General features: G+C 40.4%; 12 protein-coding genes and 1 pseudogene. 2 read left to right on the top strand and 11 right to left on the bottom strand.

The genetic code is table 11. The features are described from left to right. Positions 1–356 precede the first annotated feature (356 nt). From JJN12_RS14665 to cls, 3 genes and pseudogenes are all read right to left on the bottom strand, one after another. A pseudogene (locus tag JJN12_RS14665) lies at positions 357–1,835 on the bottom strand (ABC transporter ATP-binding protein/permease); the annotation flags it as partial. Then, a complete protein-coding gene (locus JJN12_RS13290) occupies positions 1,828–2,256 on the bottom strand; it encodes a YbaN family protein (RefSeq protein ID WP_208430136.1) in 429 nt (142 codons plus the stop codon). The pseudogene JJN12_RS14665 and the gene JJN12_RS13290, both read right to left, overlap by 8 nt. A gap of 13 nt (positions 2,257–2,269) precedes the next feature. Continuing rightward, complete coding sequence (cls, locus tag JJN12_RS13285; RefSeq protein WP_236013804.1) at positions 2,270–3,835, bottom strand: cardiolipin synthase; 1,566 nt, start codon at positions 3,833–3,835, stop codon at positions 2,270–2,272. 306 nt (positions 3,836–4,141) lie between these two features. On the opposite strand from cls, the gene JJN12_RS13280 reads away from it, so the two are divergent. Beyond that, the gene (locus JJN12_RS13280) at positions 4,142–7,030 is read left to right on the top strand and encodes a transglutaminase domain-containing protein (RefSeq protein WP_208430135.1); all 2,889 of its coding nucleotides are present in this window, start codon (positions 4,142–4,144) and stop codon (positions 7,028–7,030) included. 55 nt (positions 7,031–7,085) lie between these two features. Here the strand turns inward: JJN12_RS13280 and JJN12_RS13275 are convergent, their stop codons facing one another. The 6 genes from JJN12_RS13275 to JJN12_RS13250 all read right to left on the bottom strand — a co-directional run bounded on the left by JJN12_RS13275 (position 7,086) and on the right by JJN12_RS13250 (position 12,147). Next, the gene (locus tag JJN12_RS13275; RefSeq protein ID WP_208430134.1) at positions 7,086–7,727 is read right to left on the bottom strand and encodes a helix-turn-helix transcriptional regulator; all 642 of its coding nucleotides are present in this window, start codon (positions 7,725–7,727) and stop codon (positions 7,086–7,088) included. Continuing rightward, positions 7,690–8,382, bottom strand: coding sequence for a DUF3990 domain-containing protein (locus tag JJN12_RS13270; RefSeq protein WP_208430133.1), 693 nt, complete (start codon positions 8,380–8,382; stop codon positions 7,690–7,692). Before JJN12_RS13270 ends, JJN12_RS13275 begins: the two co-directional genes overlap by 38 nt. 95 nt (positions 8,383–8,477) lie before the next feature. Next, positions 8,478–9,605: a metal ABC transporter permease gene (locus tag JJN12_RS13265; protein WP_208430132.1), complete on the bottom strand. Its 1,128-nt coding sequence runs from the start codon at positions 9,603–9,605 to the stop codon at positions 8,478–8,480. Then, complete coding sequence (locus JJN12_RS13260; RefSeq protein WP_208430131.1) at positions 9,598–10,485, bottom strand: metal ABC transporter permease; 888 nt, start codon at positions 10,483–10,485, stop codon at positions 9,598–9,600. The genes JJN12_RS13265 and JJN12_RS13260 overlap by 8 nt, the downstream gene beginning before the upstream one ends. Next, positions 10,478–11,194, bottom strand: coding sequence for a metal ABC transporter ATP-binding protein (locus tag JJN12_RS13255; RefSeq protein ID WP_208430130.1), 717 nt, complete (start codon positions 11,192–11,194; stop codon positions 10,478–10,480). Before JJN12_RS13255 ends, JJN12_RS13260 begins: the two co-directional genes overlap by 8 nt. 14 nt (positions 11,195–11,208) lie before the next feature. Beyond that, on the bottom strand, positions 11,209–12,147 hold the full coding sequence (locus JJN12_RS13250) for a metal ABC transporter solute-binding protein, Zn/Mn family (RefSeq protein ID WP_208430129.1): 939 nt from the start codon (positions 12,145–12,147) through the stop codon (positions 11,209–11,211). A 320-nt stretch (positions 12,148–12,467) separates the two neighbouring features. Between JJN12_RS13250 and JJN12_RS13245 the strand changes: the two genes are divergently transcribed. After that, positions 12,468–14,699, top strand: coding sequence for an alpha-galactosidase (locus tag JJN12_RS13245; RefSeq protein WP_208430128.1), 2,232 nt, complete (start codon positions 12,468–12,470; stop codon positions 14,697–14,699). A gap of 81 nt (positions 14,700–14,780) precedes the next feature. On the opposite strand, the gene JJN12_RS13240 is transcribed toward JJN12_RS13245, so the two are convergent. Next, on the bottom strand, positions 14,781–16,556 hold the full coding sequence (locus JJN12_RS13240) for a sensor histidine kinase (RefSeq protein ID WP_208430127.1): 1,776 nt from the start codon (positions 16,554–16,556) through the stop codon (positions 14,781–14,783). Positions 16,557–16,604: 48 nt separating this feature from the next. Then, the gene (locus JJN12_RS13235) at positions 16,605–18,176 is read right to left on the bottom strand and encodes a response regulator transcription factor (protein ID WP_208430126.1); all 1,572 of its coding nucleotides are present in this window, start codon (positions 18,174–18,176) and stop codon (positions 16,605–16,607) included. Positions 18,177–18,211 lie beyond the last annotated feature (35 nt).

The following is an 18,211-nucleotide window of genomic DNA, read 5'->3' as shown; positions in this document are numbered from 1 at the left end:
AGTCCGCTTCTTCTTTCTTCTACATTTGGTTCTGTATACTCTATTTCTTCACTGTGTTCTACGCTATCAGCCACTACAGCCTTTCTGATATTAGGCTTAAGCTCCTTCTTCTTTGCATAGGCTTCAAGGGCAGTCTGTGAGTTAAATAGCTTTGCATACTTGCCGTCCTTTGCCAACAGTTCCTCATGCGTACCGCTTTCAGCTATCTCACCCTTCTCCATCATATAGATATTGTCAGACTCTATTACATTGTAAAGTCTGTGAGAAATCATAATTACGGTTTTCTTGCCTGCAAGGCTCTTTATAACCTCCATTATCATCTCTTCGCTTTCAGCATCTATATTTGATGTAACCTCGTCAAATATCATGACCTCAGACTTAGAGAGCAATGCCCTTGCAAGTGCCAGTCTTTGAGCCTGACCGCCTGAGAGATTGCCTGCCTTTTCACTAATCCTTGTATCAAGTCCGTCTCTCTCCTCAAAAAGCGTATCAAGCCTTACCTTTCTTAGAACCTCCCATAGTCTTTCAGGTGTGGCATCCTTGTCAGCCATTCTAAGGTTTTCCTCAACAGTTCCCTTAAAAATATAGCCATTTGACTTAACTAGGGTTACCTTTTTAAGAAGGTAAGTCTCATCTACTTCCCTAAGCTCCTTACTGCCTATCTTTATACTGCCGGTGTAGCCCTTATTTCTCCCTGAAATTATACCTACAACCGTACTCTTGCCGCAGCCCGACTCACCAACAATGGATGTAAAGCTTCCCTTAGGAAAGAGCAGGTTTACTTTTTTTAATATATTTCTTTCTTCTTCATACCTAAAGCCCACATCATAGAGGCTTATTACAGGAACGCCCTCATCTAACTCTTCGCTTCCCTTCTCTCCCTCATCGGTATCAAGAAGCTCAAATATCTTGTCGGAAGCTGACATCCCGTTCATAGCTATATGGAAATACGAACCTAGTATTCTAAGAGGAAGGAAGAACTCTGATGCAAGGAGAATCACCGTAAGCATGCCTGCAAGGCTTATCTCTCCCTTAAGAAAATACCCTATGCCTACTAACATACCTACTGCTGCCCCGCCATAAGCCATAACATCCATAACAGTTGTCGAGATTAGCTGCATGGTAAGGACCTTCATTGTTATCTTCCTAAAATGAGATGCCTCCACGTCCATTTCTGCAGCTTTTCTCTCGTCTGCCCTGTATATTTTGGAGGTGGTAAGTCCCTGTAGATTCTCCAAAAATGTATCTCCAAGCTCAGAATACACTCCCCAGTATTTCTTAAAGAGCTTTCCTGCTATCTTCATAACCGCCACTATTGAAACAGGAATGAGTGGTACAAGAAGAAGGAGTACGAGGCTGACTGCAAAGTTTACCTTGATGGCAAGCACCACAAAGAGAATAAGCGGTGCTGACATACTGTAGGCAAACTGTGGAAGGTACCTGCCAAAGTAGGTTTCAAGCTGCTCCACTCCCTCTGAGCTAAGCTGAACTACCTGAGAGGTAGACACCTTTTCCCTGTACCCTGCACCAAGTCTAAGGAGCTTGTCATAGATTTTCTCCCTTATTATCCTCTTCACATCTACGCTTGCAAGGTAGGACTCCTTTGCTTCAAGCTCTTCACAGGTAACTCTTATTATATACACTACTACAAAGGTAATGATTGCTATAAGGACAGCATTCCTGTCAAGTGCACCTCCTACAGCGTCTTCAAGCACATTGGCAAGTGTAAATACAAGGACTATCTGAGCAATTAACGACAGAATCTGCAACAATATATGATAAATAATGTGCTTCCCGGCGTGTGACAATAGTCCTATCAGTCTCTTTTTAATCATTTTCCTCTCCCTCACTCTCTATACCGGGTGGATTCTCCCCCTCGGTGTAGTTCTTTACCCCAAATATAAAGTAAACCACATGGCAGACCCACACTATAGCGAGTACTATCCTGCCAATAGGCACATTTTTCATCATAATAAAGCCAAATCCCATTACCAGTGTAACGCTGACAATAATCCTGATCTTGGTTTTAACTGTCATTCCTTCTTTCTTTACAAAGCTTTCAAGGTTTTTCTTGTAAAGATTGGTTGATATAAACCACTGATGAAGCCTATCCGAGCTTTTTGCAAATGCAAAGAGAGTTAACATATAAAACGGAAATGAAGGTAAGAGGGGAACTACAACTCCCACCGTACCTATACCAAAGCCAATAAAGCCGAGTATTATCCAAAATATCTTTATAATCTTATGTTTTTCCATGGTCTTCCTTTCACTACAATAATGATGCAAACAGCCTTAAGAAGAGCTGTCCAAGCCTTATTACCGATCTTTTACCTGTGCTGTATTCTTCTGTCACCTCTCCGCACTGCCTAAATGTCTTCTCAAAGTCCTCTCTCATTTCAGTTGCGATACCCTCATCTACTATAAAGCAGGCATTTTCAAAATGATGGTAAAGGCTTCTATAGTCCAGGTTTATAGTGCCGCAGACAGCCATTTTATCATCTACCACATTCATCTTCGCATGGCTAAACCCCGGAGTCCACTCGTATATCCTCACTCCATTTCTTGCAAGACCGTTGTAGAAAGAGCGGGTTACCTTATATACCAGCTTTTTATCAGGTATGCCGGGAGTTACTATCCTCACATCCACTCCACGCTTGGCCGCAAGGGAAATTGCCTGGCTCATCTCATCTGTAATTATCAGGTAAGGAGTCATAAAGTAGCAGTATTGCTCCGCCTTATTTGCCATGCTTATATATACATTTTCTCCCACCTGTTCTTTGTCTATCGGGATATCAGCATAAGGCTGTACAAAGGCCTTACTCTTTGCCACATAGTCAGTCCTTGGAAGGTATTTTTCAATGTCAACATCATCCTTGTCCGAGCGCTTTACTGCATTCCACATCTCTAAGAATGATATTGTAAGAGACTTAACAGCATCTCCCTCAAGCCTTATTCCTGTATCCTTCCACATTCCATAAGGATGGGTTAGGTTGAAATACTCATCTGCAAGGTTATAACCGCCCGTAAATCCAACCTTTCCATCTACTATAGTCATCTTTCTATGGTCTCTGTTATTTAAGAACACATTGATACCGGGCATAAACGGATTAAACACCCTGCAGTTAATCCCAAGCGACTTAAGCCTTTTTGCAAAGTCTCTATTTACAAAGCTCACAGAGCCTACATCATCGTAATACACTCTGATTTCCACGCCCTTCCCAGCCTTCTCCACAAGTATCTCTTCTATTCTTCCCCAGGCAACTGTATTCTGTATGGCAAAGTATTCCATAAAGATAAATTTCTCCGCCTGTTTAAGTGCCTCAAGCTGTGCCTCAAGCCCATCTTCAGCCCTGTCATAGTAGGTTACATCAGTATTTTCATATACGGGATAGTGCGAGTACTTACTTAAGTAAGCTGAAATACCGTAGGCATTGGGGTCACTCTCTTCAAGTTTATCTAATACATGCCTATTCTCAGGTAAAAGTGGAAATATCTGCTCATCCACCTTCTTATAACGCTCTCTCATCTTCTTCGTACCGCCATTTAAGCCGACAAGCAGGAAAAGGGTTACTCCCACAACATGAGTAGCCAGTATAAGCAGTATCCAAGGCATTTTCATAGAAGCCGTCTTATGTCCACTGTATATATATAAGCCTAAAGGTATGGTAATAATTCTAATTATAATCTCTACCAGCACATAGTCCATGTAGAGAAAGTTTATAAGCATCAGTATAAGTCCTATCTCAAACAGAATTGACAAAGCAATAAAGCTCATTCTCTTGATGCCGTTTCTGGTCTTACTCTTACTTTCTATTGTCTTTATTTTATCCACCATCATACCTCCATATCATGTAAAATAATCAATGACTTTCAATATCGTATACTATTTTAACCTAACAACGCTTTTAATTCAATGATATGGACTCTAAATGTATATGAGATCCTTTGTAAATTTACATTTTTTAATGACAAAAGAGAAAAACTGTGATACACTATAGTTTGACTGGTTACTTTTTGAGTTTTTGTCTTTCTAGCAAATACATTTATGTAACCCTTTGTATTATAAGTCATACACTACTCAACAAATCAGCCGATATAACCGACATTATTAACAGATAGTCATTGAAGGAAGGACGGAAAAATGTTAAATAATAAGAACCAGAAATTATTTACTCTCTCAGCAAGAGGAATTTGCTGTGGTTTACTTGCAACAGGATTGCTTATACAGACCGGCACTTACCCGGCTTATGCAGCTACCTCCGGTCATAATAATAATTATAGAAATGCTCTCGCCTCTCTCTCAGACAGCAAGCTTCAGACTCTTCACGAGAAAATATGCAGTCTATGGGCTTATACTCAGGCTGAGGACGAGGATATCCTTATAAATGAGCATGAAATCACCCTAGATGTGGGCGATACCTTTAAGCTTGAGCTTAAAAGAACAAACGGTGAAGCAGTACACGGTGTGGAATGGTTTGTAAAGACAAGGATTCCTTATGATGAGCTATTTACTGCCGAAAGCTACAATCTCCAGGATGGTGCCTGCTCTATAACAAGTGACGGACTTGTGACCGCCAAAAAGGCTGGAACCACCGAGTATTGGGCAAAGTATGGAGATGCCCTTTACAGATGTGTTGTAGTGGTAAATCAGGCAGGAGAAACCGCTCTTTCCAAAAAAGTAGTTGAAATAGCTGATAAGTTCAGGCATTTGAGCGATGTAGACAAGGTAATGGCTGTCCACGACTATCTCATAGACCACATAGAGTATTCCAATCCTCATATCAGAAGCTTTGCCTACGGCGCTTTGATTGAGGGAAAGGCAGTGTGTCAGGGCTATGCCCAGTCCCTTGCCATGATTCTTAATAACCTGAATGTTGAATGCCATACAATAGTAGCCATGACCAAAGGCTCTAATCCTGTGCTGCACGAGTGGGTAAGGGTGAAGCTTGATGGAGAGTGGTACTACATTGACCTCACCTGGGACGATACCCCTTGGGCAGAAGACAAGAACTATAAATACTTTTTGATAAATACTGATATGATATCAAGAGACCACGAAACAGGGTATTCTCTTGCAGGCGGACCAGAGGTAGATGGAAGTAAATATCTCTACTACGCTTACAAAAAGCAGGGCATATTTGCAGAGACAAAGGATGATATCGATAAGATTATAAGAGACCAGATTAATGCTACAAATCAGTCATATACTACGGTAAAAATAGCTGTACCTGCCTCAGTCCCTGACTATGAGATTCATGGTGCGATAAGGAGAATAGCAGGGAGCCAGGCGACCTTAAAAGAGTTAAATGATATTAAAAATACAAGTGGCAGTTATCATCATTACGGCTTTAATGTAGGCTTTATAAAGGCGGTTCCTTCAGTAAACGCCGAGCTTACGGGAATCAGGCCTATAAATGCTGCGGGTGGTACCACTACGGGCTTAGAGCTTACTTTTAGTGAAGATATAGGAGAGCTTACCCCTTTCAATGTAAAAATTGGTGACGCCCATATTACAGATATCAAAAAAACAGGAGCAGGCATTTACGAGCTTAAATTAGGGGAGCTTTTATCAAGAAATGATACTGACCTTACTGTATCAGTAAGTAAAAGAGGATATAACATCTCAAACAGCGAAAAGACTGTTCATATAAGCGTAGCTAAGGAGGCTACACCCGATGTTGGCTTTGAAGCTACAGGGCTTAAGGAGGGCAGGCTTGTAGGTGTAGAGCCCGGGCTTAAATACAGTGTGGGAGACGGTATCTGGCACGATATAACCTCCACTTCTCCTGTTAATGTTACAACAATTTATAAGACTCCCATAGCTATCGTTAGAAAAAGCACAGTGGATGGCAGACTGGATTCAGAGCCCCAGTTTATTCGTCCCATCAATACCAGAGAGCCTATAAATCTAAGAGCAGTTAACTGCAGCACAAATAACAATGACGGTAAAATCCTCTATCTAAACCGTCAGATGGAATACCAAAAGAGTGGCGGCAGCACTTGGCTGGCAAGTCCCGGAAAAGAAGTTACAGGACTTTCAAGCGGAGAATACAAGGTAAGATATAAGGCTAGTGGCCTGAACCTGGCCTCAGGCGAGGTCACAGTGACCGTAAATGCAGGCCCTGCAAACACGGATGTACAAAGACCTTACACTCCTATATTTAGACCCGGTGTAAATGCCGGTACAGGCAGTCCTACAGGCGAAAATAATGGTTCAGTGGGCGGCTCCTCTGCCGGTGAGGTTGGAGGCTCTTCCGGTGGCGGCTTCGCTGGGGGCGATTCTTCTAGTGGCGGTGGCTTTGTAGGTGGCGGCTTTGCCGGTGGCGATTCTTCTAGTGGCGGTGGCTTTGCCGGTGGTGGCTTTGCCGGTGGTGGCTTTGCAGGTGGCGGCTTTGCAGGTGGCGGCTTTGCAGGTGGTGGCGGCTTTACCGGTGGTGCTGATACCGAGGCTGATAGCAAGAAAGTTGAGACCTCTAAGCCTGATGATACAAGCGTAAAAGAAGTAGAAAGCAAGGACAATACAGCCTCTTCTACCGAAGGCACTGATGTTATAAGCATCTCAAAAAAGGTTGCTTCTTTTTCAAAGTCTGACCTTAGTGACATTGTTAAATCAGGTGTTAAAGCGCTTAACATTATCGGCAACAAGGTAAGGCTTAGCTTTGAAGCAAAGGCAATTAAAGCGATTAGCAAGCAGACAGAGGAAGATATAAATATAAAGGTAACAGGCAATAATACCGTAGGACTTTCCTCTAAGACAAAGAAGCTTATAGGCAGCCACCCTGTATATGATATCAGTATTTCAGGAAAATACGGCACAAAAATAACCAATCTCGGTAAGGGATATGTGACAGTATCCATCCCTTACAAGCTTGGCAAATCAGAAAAAACTGAAAATTTACTCATATATTACATTGACAAAAAGGGTAATGTTAAAAAAGTATCAAAGGCAGTTTATAGCTCTAAAACAAAAACCATAACCTTTGCAACAGGCAGGCTTACCCGCTTTGCTGTAGGGTATAAAAAGAAGTAAACTCCGCTAAATATGGTTTTACTTTAATAGCCCTCCGAATACCCGGAGGGCTTATTTATCTCTCAATCAAATCCTCTACCTCACAGCCGAAGACTTTAGCAAGGCGGTAAGCTGTTTCAAGACTTGCTTTGTTTATATCTTTATTGCGTTGCTCATACATTTGAATTGAACGAAGGCTAACACCTGAGAGCTTGGATAATTTTGATTGAGAACAACCATAGGTTTTACGAAACCGTTTTAAGTTTGTTTCAGGAAAAAAGCTCTTCACCCTCTCGTCTATAATTTCAGCTGATTTTGTTATGTCTGCCTCATGTAAGGTATGGTACATTCTCTGTAAATCTTCAAATGACACAGCTCTTAATATTTCGCTAAATTTCCTGTTTGTATACCATTGATAATAGGCTACAACCCAGCCAATCCAGTACTCCTCACTACGTCCATAGGACTCTTTAGCCTCTACCTCAAGTATTTCTCCTTTAGTCTCAAATACAATTTCTCTCACAATTTCAATGCCGCTTTTGCCCACTATACTGGATGCTTCCCCATTTTCAATATGTCTGCTTACAGAACTTGTTGCAAATAGTTTTACAAAGTCATCACCTAATATTCCACAATCGTTTACAGCGTAATCAAAAGCAGTCCCAAGTACTGACTGTGCTTTACTCAGATATATTTCTTGGTATGCATGGATTGTCATTTGTTATGCCTCCTCTTATAATATCCTGAATATATAGTCCGTCGCTTTCTTTATCCAACATTTCAAAATACTGCCTATTAGCCTCATCATTTCTCGATTTGCGATGTACATAATATTTTCCCTGTTCTGCAACCTCAAAACCTTTGTACTTTAGCTTTGTAAATGCATACTTTGATTTGATAACAATCTGCTCTCCTAATTTGCCAAGCTTCATAGCCTGTGCAAGCTGTTCGACAGAAATAGCATTATTGATAAACGACTCTGCATAGTCAAAATATGAATCATCCGCACGATAGCCCCTAATAATATCAAAGGCATTGACATTTACGCCAAACTTTTCAACAAGATAGCTTTTTGCCTTTCTTGCGACAGGCGTTGTAATTGAAAATAAGCGATGCTCCACTAACACAGCAATCCAGTTAAGTATAGTGTAAGCAGAACTATTTAAATTCAATATATTTAGATATTTGGTATCAAGTGTGTATTTATTGGCAAACCCATCGCGTAAAGATGATACTGCCCATTCTTTTGCCAGTTCAAGACTTTCAGTACAATAAAAGCCTATCCCAAAGTCATTATTCTTCCTGCCTTCACCCCATATTGGATGCTCGATAATTTTCTCTGAACCATGAAAAATAGTGATATAATCTTCCATCTTTTAACCCCCTTTTTGCGGTTGCTTTGATTATATCACTATAGTGATAGTTTTTCAATTGATTTAATTAGGCTTTGTGTTATATTCCGTAGGATTTATTCCCCAATCTCTACAAACTTCTCCCTGCCTCTCTCAGTCAAATCATAAATATTCTTATCTGTATCTATTCTTATTAACCCATTATTTATAAGTCTTCCTGCTGTCTTATCAACCTCAGCCTGTTTCCACTTAAGATGGTCTCTGATTGAATCTAAGCCCAGCTCCTCTCTTTCCTCCTTTTTGCCTGAATGGTTACCTATATGGGTAAGGAAAAGTTCGGATTTTAACTCACTCTTTCTCTTAAGCCTTATAAATATAGCAGTAATCAGCCCCTCTCTATTAAACAAAAAGGTAAGCAAAAATGTAACTCCTGCGACTGCTGCCGTCATTCCCGACATAGATACATTCATAAGAAGCGAAAGCACATAGCCTATACTAGAATTGATAACCGCATAGCCAACAGATATGGTTATCATCACCTTCAAATCTTTGCTTACAAGATAGGCTGCCGCCCCCGGAGTAATCAAAAACGAAACCACTAAAATAGCCCCAACCGCATCAAAGGCTGTAACCGCTGTAAGCGATGAAAGAGTCATCAGTGCATAAAATAAAGTTCCCGAAGAAAACCCTGCAAGCTTTGCAAACCCTCTGTCAAAGGTAGTTACCTTAAGTTCCTTAAAGAAAATTATGACAAAGAGCAAGTTTACCACAAGCAATATTCCCATCTGTACAAATGCCTTAGAGAGGTCGATTCCCATAAATTCTATCCTGTTTAACGGCGCAATGATGACCTCTCCCATCAGCACTACGTCTGTATCCAGATGTACATTCCTTGCAAATTTCGTAATCAGAACTACTGCAAGGGCAAAAAACATCGGGAAGACTATACCAACCGCATCATCATTTTTTACAAGTCCTGTTCCCGAAAGTAATTCTACCGCAAATACTGTAATCACGCCAAATATCGCCGCTCCCACTATTAAAAACGGAGAACCCACATCCTTTACTATGAAAAATGCAATAACTATGCCCAGTAAAACAGAATGCGAAATGGCATCTGAAACCATTGAAAGCTTCCTTAAGACCAAAAACGGACTTAACACCGCACAGGCTGCGGCAGTTGTAAGAAGTACAAAGTAAGACTCGTAGGATATGGCAAAGTAAGATATTAATGACTCAATCATTTCCTCCATGCCTCCTCATCCTAAGGTTCTTTATCATCCCATGCGGCCCTGTTACAAGAGAAATGATTGCAAAGCTTCCCATTATGAGTATTATGGTTGCACCTGTGCTCATTCCGTTAAAAGCCGTTGAAATATAAGTTCCGATAAGTGCTGATACTCCGCCAACCACACCCGCTATTATAAGTACCCGACTGAATTTTTCACTCCATTGAAGAGCTGTAATTGCGGGTATTATAAGCAGTGATGATATGAGGATCGCACCAACAAGCTTAAGCCCTGCGGCTATTATTCCCATTGTCATTATAAGAATTATCCCATACAGCAAAACCGTTCTTATTCCTATGGTCTTTGCATATATTTCATCAAATAAAAACAGCTTGATTTCTTTATAAAATAAAACAAGCAAAAGCAAAGTAGGAACACCAATATACACTATGAGCTTCACATCATCTTTCATTATATATGCTGCCTGTCCAAAGATATAGCTTGAAAGCCCCGACTGAGCAGCATCTTTATAATTGCTGTTACCCTGAATGTAGCTTTTTAGCACCATTCCCACTCCAAAAAATGACGATAAAACTACTGCAAGTATCGCATCTAATTTAAGCTTTGAATTCTCCTTTATGACCTGGATGAGCATGAAGGCTGTAGCGCCGGAGGCTACTGCTCCCAGCGTTAAAAGCACAGGCTCCCTCTGCATAAAAAGCATAAAAGACAGGATTATACCCGGAAATGCAGCATGTCCTATGGCATCTCCTATCAGAGACTGTCCCTTAAGTACTGTAATACAGCCCACAGCCCCTGCTATGGCTGCAAGCAAAAAAGTCCCGCTGCCAACTATGATAAATGAATAGCTTGTAAGTATGTCCATGTTAAGCATTTTTCATCATCGCCTTTTCTAAGTTTTCATTTGTAAACGCCTCACTAACCCTGCCCGTGGCTACTACCTTTTTGTTGATAATTACAACATGGTCAAAATATTCCCTTATGGTGGCGAGGTCGTGGTGGACTATTACTGCAGTTTTCCCCTTTTTCTGCTCTTCTTTAATAAAATCTATGATTACCTTCTCCGTAACCTTATCTATGCCCGCAAGAGGCTCGTCCATAAAGTAAATATCCGCCTCCTGTGCTATTAACCTTGCTATAAATACTCTCTGCCTCTGTCCTCCTGAGAGCTTTGATATCTGTCTGTCCCTATAGTCATACATGCCTATTCTTTTTAGCGCAGCCTCTGCCTTTTTCCTATCCTCCCTTCCGGGATGTCTAAACCAGCCTAGGTGTACATATCTGCCCATTAGCACCACATCCATAACAGTGGTCGGAAAGTCCCAGTTTACCTCAGAAGTCTGCGGAATATAGGCTATTTTCTTCTGAACCTTTTTAATGGGCTCTCCCAAGATAAGAATCTCACCTGCAAGCTTATTTTGAAGTCCCAATATTCCCTTTATCAAGGTGGACTTACCGGCACCGTTTGGTCCAATAACGGCTGTAATCGATCCTGCCATTATATCTATATCACAATCCTTTAGCACAGGCTTGTCGTGGTAGGCTATGGTCAAATCCTCCACCTTTACTATCACTTCTTCCATGCCCACCACTCCTTTTATCTTAAATTCTCAGTAATCAGTTTAACATTATGCTTATACATATCTATGTATGTATCGCCGCTTTGTCCCTCGGTTGCAAGCGAGTCGGAAAACAGCTCATTTCCCTCGCCGCTTACAACCTTTACATCAAAGCCCTTAGCCCTGCAGGCCTCTTTAAGCTTCTCCATCCTTGCAGGATCTGTGGTAGATTCTGCAAATATAGCTTTGACCTTATGCTCCACTATAAAATCCACAGTTTTGTCTATATCCTTATTTGCTACTTCTGAATCTGTACTAACCCCCTGTGGCGCTACAACTTCAATGCCATACCTCCTTGAAAAATAATTAAAGGCATCGTGTGGCGTAATCAGGTACCGTTCGCCTTCAGGAATCTCTGCAAGTGATTTTTTATTTTCTTCATCAAGAGCTGACAGCTTTTCTAAGTAAGCTTTTGTATTTTTATCTATTTCATCTTTTTTATCAGGTAAAAGCTCAGAAAGCTTTGCGCCTGCATTCTCGGTGGCTTCTTTGTAAAGATCTATATCAAACCAAAAATGCGGATCTATTATTACCGCCCCATCTTCCTCCATCTTGCCTATTTTGTCCTCAGGAAATGTGGATGCTACCGCATATCCCTTCTTTTCAAGCACCTCCTGCATCTTCCCCTCAAAGTGCAGTCCATGAAAAAGCAGCAAATCAGCCTCTGCTATCTTCTTTAAGTCCTCAGGCTTTGCTACATATAGGTGAGGATCCTCTCCCGCAGGGATAATAAGCTCTTTATCCACCATGTCACCTGCAAGCTGATTTACCATGTCGTACAGAAATGAAGTTGTTACTGTTACCTTCTTTTTAGGTTTAGAATCAGCATTACTTACAGCTTCCTTAGTACTACCCATATTCCCACAGCCTGTTAAAAGCAATACTCCAAGTAGTAAAAATAATATTGTTTTTCTCAATTTTCTATTCTCCTTTTAGAAAATAATTTAAAGCATGGATTGGTTAGTTGTAACTAACTTATGCTTAGTATATTCTTATAGAGATTTCATGTCAAGTAGATTTTTCAGGAAGGAGTTTTCAAAAGCCTAAGTAAGCCTATTTTTAGGTTCTTTTCAAAATTTTAATCAAGGTATTGAAACCCGTCATATTAAACTGTAGAATAGACTTAAGTGGGAAGAGGTAAAGCCAACTTCCCCGTTTATAGGCAGCTTAAACCCTGCTTATATCTGTTTCAGAGTTTTTAACATTTGAACTTACACCACTTAAACAGGAGGTATCTATGCCAATAGTATTTCACGAAAGTTCTATGACCTTCCATTTGTCAAATGGAAAGATAAGCTACATAATAAGCGTCATTCAAAATGGAGGAATCGAGAACCTCTACTATGGAAAGGCCATAAAGGACAGGGAATCATTTGCACACCACCACGAAGAAACTTACCGCTCACACAGTGCAGTTTGTGTACCCGAGCCTGGAACCCTTGCCAGACAGTACATTAGAAATGACTATCCAAGTTATGGAACAGGCGATTTTAGAAGCCCTGCCTACACAGTTTTGCATGAAAATGGAAGCCGCATAAGCGATTATAAATATATTGGCTACAACATACTCAAAGGTAAGCCAAGTCTTGCACCGCTTCCTTCTACTTATGTAGAATGTGATTCTGAGGCTGACACCCTTGAAATTACTTTGGTTGATGATGTAACAAATACTGAAATGATACTCTCCTATACCATTTATGCTGATTATCCTGTCATAACGAGGCATGCCCGCTTTAATCACAAGGGAGAGTCCCCGATAGTTCTCACAAAGGCTCTAAGCTTTGCCGTAGACTTCCTTGATATGGATTACGAAATGATTCATTTCTCAGGAGCTTGGGCTAGAGAACGTTACCTAAAGAGAAGAAAACTTGAAATGGGTATCCAGTCGATTGGAACCGTTACAGGAACAGGCTCCGGCGCTGACCACAACCCTTTTATAGCCCTTGCCAGACCTGAAACCACAGAAAGTTCAGGTGAGGTCTATGGTTTTAGCCTTGTCTACAGCGGTAACTTTTTAGCTCAGGTTGAAGTTTCTACCCACGATATGACCAGAGTTATGCTTGGCATACATCCTGAGAACTTCGCATGGAAGTTAGAAAAGGACGAAAGCTTTGTTACTCCTGAGGCTGTGCTTGTGTACAGCGAGAGTGGCTTTAATTCTATGAGTCAGTCCCTGCATGACCTCTACAGAAACCGCTTGATGCGTGGAGAATGGAGGGATAAAGCTCGTCCTATACTTCTTAATAACTGGGAGGCTACTTATTTTAACTTTGATGAGGAGAAGTTACTTAAGATTGCTTCAAAGGCTAAAGAAGTAGGTGTTGAGCTCTTCGTCCTGGATGATGGATGGTTTGGAGCAAGAGATGATGATTACAGGGGACTAGGTGACTGGTTTGCAAATACAAGAAAGCTGCCTGGTGGTGTTCCCGGACTGGCTGACAAGGTAGAGGCTCTCGGGCTTAAGTTTGGTATCTGGGTAGAGCTTGAAATGGTGAATAAAGACAGTGACCTCTACAGAGCTCATCCTGACTGGCTAATAGGTGCACCGGATAGATTTGAATGCCACTCAAGACATCAGCATGTTCTTGATATGTCAAGGGATGAGGTGGTTGACTATCTCTATGGCTGTATGGATAAGCTACTCTCAGAGTCAAAGGTCTCTTATATCAAATGGGATATGAACCGCTATATGACGGAGCCTTTTGGTAGGGAGCTTCCTTGTGACAGGCAGGGAGAGTTCATGCACCGCTACATCCTAGGCGTGTACAAGCTCTACGACAGGCTTACAAAGAAGTTCCCTCACGTTCTCTTTGAGTCCTGTGCAAGCGGTGGGGCAAGATTTGATCCGGGTATGCTCTATTATGCACCTCAGACCTGGACCAGTGATAATTCTGATGCAAATGAAAGAACCAAGATACAGTATAGCACTTCCTATATGTACCCTATCGTGTCTATGGGCTCTCACGTATCCGCAGTGCCTAACCATCAGATGAGCAGAATAACCAAGCTTTCAACCAGGGCTTCTGTGGCTTACTTTGGTACCTTCGGATATGAGCTTGACCTCAATCTCCTAAACGCAGAAGAAATTGAAGAGGTGAAGAAGCAGGTAAGATTTATGAAGGAACACAGGGAACTCATCCAGCTAAAGAGTGACTTCTACAGGCTAATCAGTCCTTTCGACCACAATGAAACTGCCTGGATAGTTGTTGCAAAGGATAAGAGCGAAGCCATAGCTATGTACTATCAGAGGCTTTGCAAGATAAATGGTGCCTTCCTAAGGTTTAAGCTTGAAGGACTTTGCCCTGAGACCTGCTATGAAGTATCCTACAATCTCTTAGGTAAAGATATATCCTATAAGGCTTATGGAGATGAGCTTATGTCTATGGGTATCCCTGTAAATAAGGGAGACCTTGGAACTATGGGTGGTGATTTCTCGGCTATAATATTTGTGATTAGAAAAGCATCATAAACTGCAATTAAAATCCCTATCCTTTAGAATGTATTAGAAATAGGCTAAAAATTAAACAGGACTGTTATATGGCAGTCCTGTTTAATTTTCTTTATATGGTATAGCCGGTATACTCACTGTTGCTACAGTGCCGACATTTTCCTTGCTTTCAAACACTAAGCCAAACTCGAGACCATAGTATAGCTTAATTCTTTCATTTATATTTTTAACCCCGTAACCTGACCCTGCATGCTTTATCTCGTTTGTATCTTTTAGCAGATTATCTATCTTATCTTTGGACATTCCTACCCCGTCATCTTTGATAATTATATAGATTCTGTCTCCTTGATGTACGAAGTTAATTTTTATTATACCTCTACTGTCCTCTTTTTCAAGGATACCATGCATGATGCTGTTTTCAACCAGAGGCTGAAGTATTATCTTTAATATAGAATACTCCTTAAGCCACTGTTTTTCCTCTATATCAAGACTGATTTTCTTTTCAAAACGCATATTTTGTATACGCACATACGCCTGTACATGGCGGACCTCATCTTGAAGCGAGAATATCTCTTTTCCTCTGTTTAGACTTAGTTTATAAAATTCAACCAAGCTATTAATCATATCTGCTATTTCCGGAACATCATGCTCGATAGCAAGGCAGTTAACCAAATCCAAGGAATTATAAAGGAAATGTGGATTTATTTGCGCCTGAAGAGCCTTTAATTCAGCATTTTTAACCTCCTTACCCATCCGATACTTCTCATCTATCATTTCTTCCATACGAAGTGTCATTGCCTTAAAGCTTCTCATTAACTCTCCGATTTCATCTGAACCTACAGGCTTGATTTTGTGCGAAAAGTCTCCCGATTCCACACGTTTCATTTCTTTATTCAGAATAAATATCCGCTTTAAGTTGGAATTTATGGTCAAATATGCAAGACCATATGACACTGCTGCAATCCCAAAAAGCGCTATTAAAAGAGTCAGATATAAGGCCTGCTGCTTCTCTAGCACCGATGCTTGTGGCACAAGAACATTCAGATGCCATCCATTGGCACTTAGCATTTCTGTCCTAAAAATATATTTAACATTACTATATTTAACAAAGCTCCAGTCCTTACCAGCCTGCTCACCCCTTATCTTATCCAGTTTTCCCGTTTCAAATTCTTCTCCATTTCCTTTAAGGCCATAAATAATATCTTTCCCATCACTGAGTAATACAGATGTCTCCGGATTAAACTTAATTCTCTTTAATAACTCTTCTATTTTACTTTTGTCTATATCTATTCTTAGCACTGCCATAGGCTCGCTTAATGAATCAGGCCTATAAATTATTCCCAAATACGAGAAAAACCTTGAGCCCTCTCCATCCGGTTCAATAATAAAGCCCGGCTTTACCCAGTGCCTGCTGTTCATTTTTGTATTAAGCTTCTTATACCACTCTGATTGTTCAGCCATATTTAGTGAAAATATCTCTTCATCATTTATGATAGATGGCCTGTCGCTTTTTACATAAAGCCTTATTCCATCAATTTGTGATGACTGATTTATATAACCTATTCTTTTCATAAATGCATTATAATAAAATCTCTGACTAAATACAGTATCACCATCTATACTTTCTGCAGCTAACTTATATACCTCGTCATTTGATAATATATTTCCGAGGGCTGTTTCCATAGCATCAAAATATCTATCTAAGATATATATTGCTTCATTATACGTATATGACATCGTATTTATCGTTTGTTTAAGGATTAACTGGTTGGTAAAATAATATGAAACTGCAGTAAAAAGAAGCAGTGGCAGCACAAGGAAGAATACAAAAACCAAGTTGATTTTTGTACTTAGAGCTGTATGTGCCAAGATTCCCATCCACCTTTTATAAAATGATTTCATACTTTTAGCCTTTCTAACCGCCCTCTATATGCTCTCCCTATATGCCTTTGGTGTTACACCTGTTTCCTTCTTAAATGCCTTAGAAAAATAATTTGCATCATGATATCCTATTTTCTCAGCAATAGAACTAAGAGGCGTCCTATCCTTTTTTAACAGCGCCTTCGCCTTTTCTATTCTTACCTCGGTTATAAACTGATTTATGGTTTTGCCTGTATCCTTCTTAAATAATAAGGACAAATAATTGGGCGATAAGTACATTTTACCCGCTATCTGTGATATACTAAGTCTCTCATCTGAATAATTGTCGAGTATATATTTTGCAACCTTTTCGGAAAGCTGTGAATACTGAGACTTACTGTCTTTGTTATTGAAATATAATTTTGCCGTATCCTTCAGACATTCACCCATTTCTTCAAGGCAACAAGCTTCTCCAAGAGCAGATAAAGCCGCTGCACTTATATCTCCAAAGTCAACGCTGTTCTGACTTTTAGCCCTTTGTGTCAAAGTAAGTAAAAGAGTAAGATAATAGCCACGTACGCTGTCTACTGTGGTTTCCGTGAAAGGTGATATCTCATCTGCAAGTGTGGATAATGAATTCTCCAGTTCAGCGTAATTCCCATACCTCCACAAGTTAAGTATTTCAATGGGTAGTTTACCTGAAAAATCATACCTTCCCATCCCCTGTTCTTTTGCATCCTTTATCACTCCACCTAAGAAACATTTCCTCCTTGCAGCCTTTGCCTGTATAGCAGAATCTTTTAACTCTTTTACGTCTCTTACAGATAATCCCACTCCCGCAAATACACGGCGTAGCTGTGGCAATTTATGCAATAATCCTTTCCTTAGTTTTTCAGTAAGACTATATACCTTATCCTTCTGTAAGTCATTATCTATATTGAATAAAACAACAATATGATTTAAGTCTTTTACTGTAAACAGGCAATACTTGCGAAACATTGCATCATCAGAGTCATTTATATCAGGAACTCTGCTTTTAAGCAGTGAGGCGATTAATTCTTCCAATACTAATGACAGTGCATTCTCATCATATTCTACTTCTGCTGAAGGATCCTGAGGATAAATCCTAAGTTCAGATGCAATATATTCCAAACCTCGTAAAAAAGGGTATTCTTCGATGTCAGCGCTTACTTTCTCTCCTGTCAGAATTTCCATACATATCTTTTTCTGCTTGGCATAGTAGTTCCTATTCTCAAGCCTTTGCTGTTTCTTAATTTCATCAACCGCTGATTTGACTACCTCTTTTATCTCGTCAGGCTTGATAGGTTTCTCAACGTAGCTTACTGCTCTTAACTGTATTGCTTCTTTCAAATACTCTCTATCAGAATAAGCGCTAAGGAAGATAATTCTACAATCCTCCTGCTCTGCCTTTAAGCATCTTGCAAGCTCTAAGCCGTTCATTTTAGGCATTCTTATATCGCTTAGTACTATATTAGGCTTGAAGCCTTTGGCTATCTCAAGGGCTTCTTTTCCGTCACCGGCAGTTTCAATTTTAGTGATGCCTATTTCTGACCAAGGTATATGGTTTAATAGTACATTTCTTGTGATTCTCTCATCATCTACAATCAAAAGCCGCATACCTGCTCCCCTTTTCCATTGATTCAAATATTGGA

The organism is Catonella massiliensis (assembly GCF_016651435.1).
GTDB classification, from domain to species: domain Bacteria; phylum Bacillota; class Clostridia; order Lachnospirales; family Lachnospiraceae; genus Catonella; species Catonella massiliensis.
This window is presented reverse-complemented; position numbering and strand designations above follow the sequence as displayed.

Excerpts from the sequence above, each read along its gene's own strand:
- JJN12_RS13275 (WP_208430134.1), bottom strand. The coding sequence starts at position 7,727 with ATGACAATCCATGCATACCAAGAAATATATCTGAGTAAAGCACAGTCA.
- JJN12_RS13260 (WP_208430131.1), bottom strand. The coding sequence starts at position 10,485 with ATGCTTAACATGGACATACTTACAAGCTATTCATTTATCATAGTTGGC.
- JJN12_RS13265 (WP_208430132.1), bottom strand. The coding sequence starts at position 9,605 with ATGATTGAGTCATTAATATCTTACTTTGCCATATCCTACGAGTCTTAC.
- JJN12_RS13240 (WP_208430127.1), bottom strand. The coding sequence starts at position 16,556 with ATGGGAATCTTGGCACATACAGCTCTAAGTACAAAAATCAACTTGGTT.
- JJN12_RS13235 (WP_208430126.1), bottom strand. The coding sequence starts at position 18,176 with ATGCGGCTTTTGATTGTAGATGATGAGAGAATCACAAGAAATGTACTA.
- cls (WP_236013804.1), bottom strand. The coding sequence starts at position 3,835 with ATGGTGGATAAAATAAAGACAATAGAAAGTAAGAGTAAGACCAGAAAC.
- JJN12_RS13280 (WP_208430135.1), top strand. The coding sequence starts at position 4,142 with ATGTTAAATAATAAGAACCAGAAATTATTTACTCTCTCAGCAAGAGGA.
- JJN12_RS13270 (WP_208430133.1), bottom strand. The coding sequence starts at position 8,382 with ATGGAAGATTATATCACTATTTTTCATGGTTCAGAGAAAATTATCGAG.
- JJN12_RS13245 (WP_208430128.1), top strand. The coding sequence starts at position 12,468 with ATGCCAATAGTATTTCACGAAAGTTCTATGACCTTCCATTTGTCAAAT.
- JJN12_RS13290 (WP_208430136.1), bottom strand. The coding sequence starts at position 2,256 with ATGGAAAAACATAAGATTATAAAGATATTTTGGATAATACTCGGCTTT.
- JJN12_RS13255 (WP_208430130.1), bottom strand. The coding sequence starts at position 11,194 with ATGGAAGAAGTGATAGTAAAGGTGGAGGATTTGACCATAGCCTACCAC.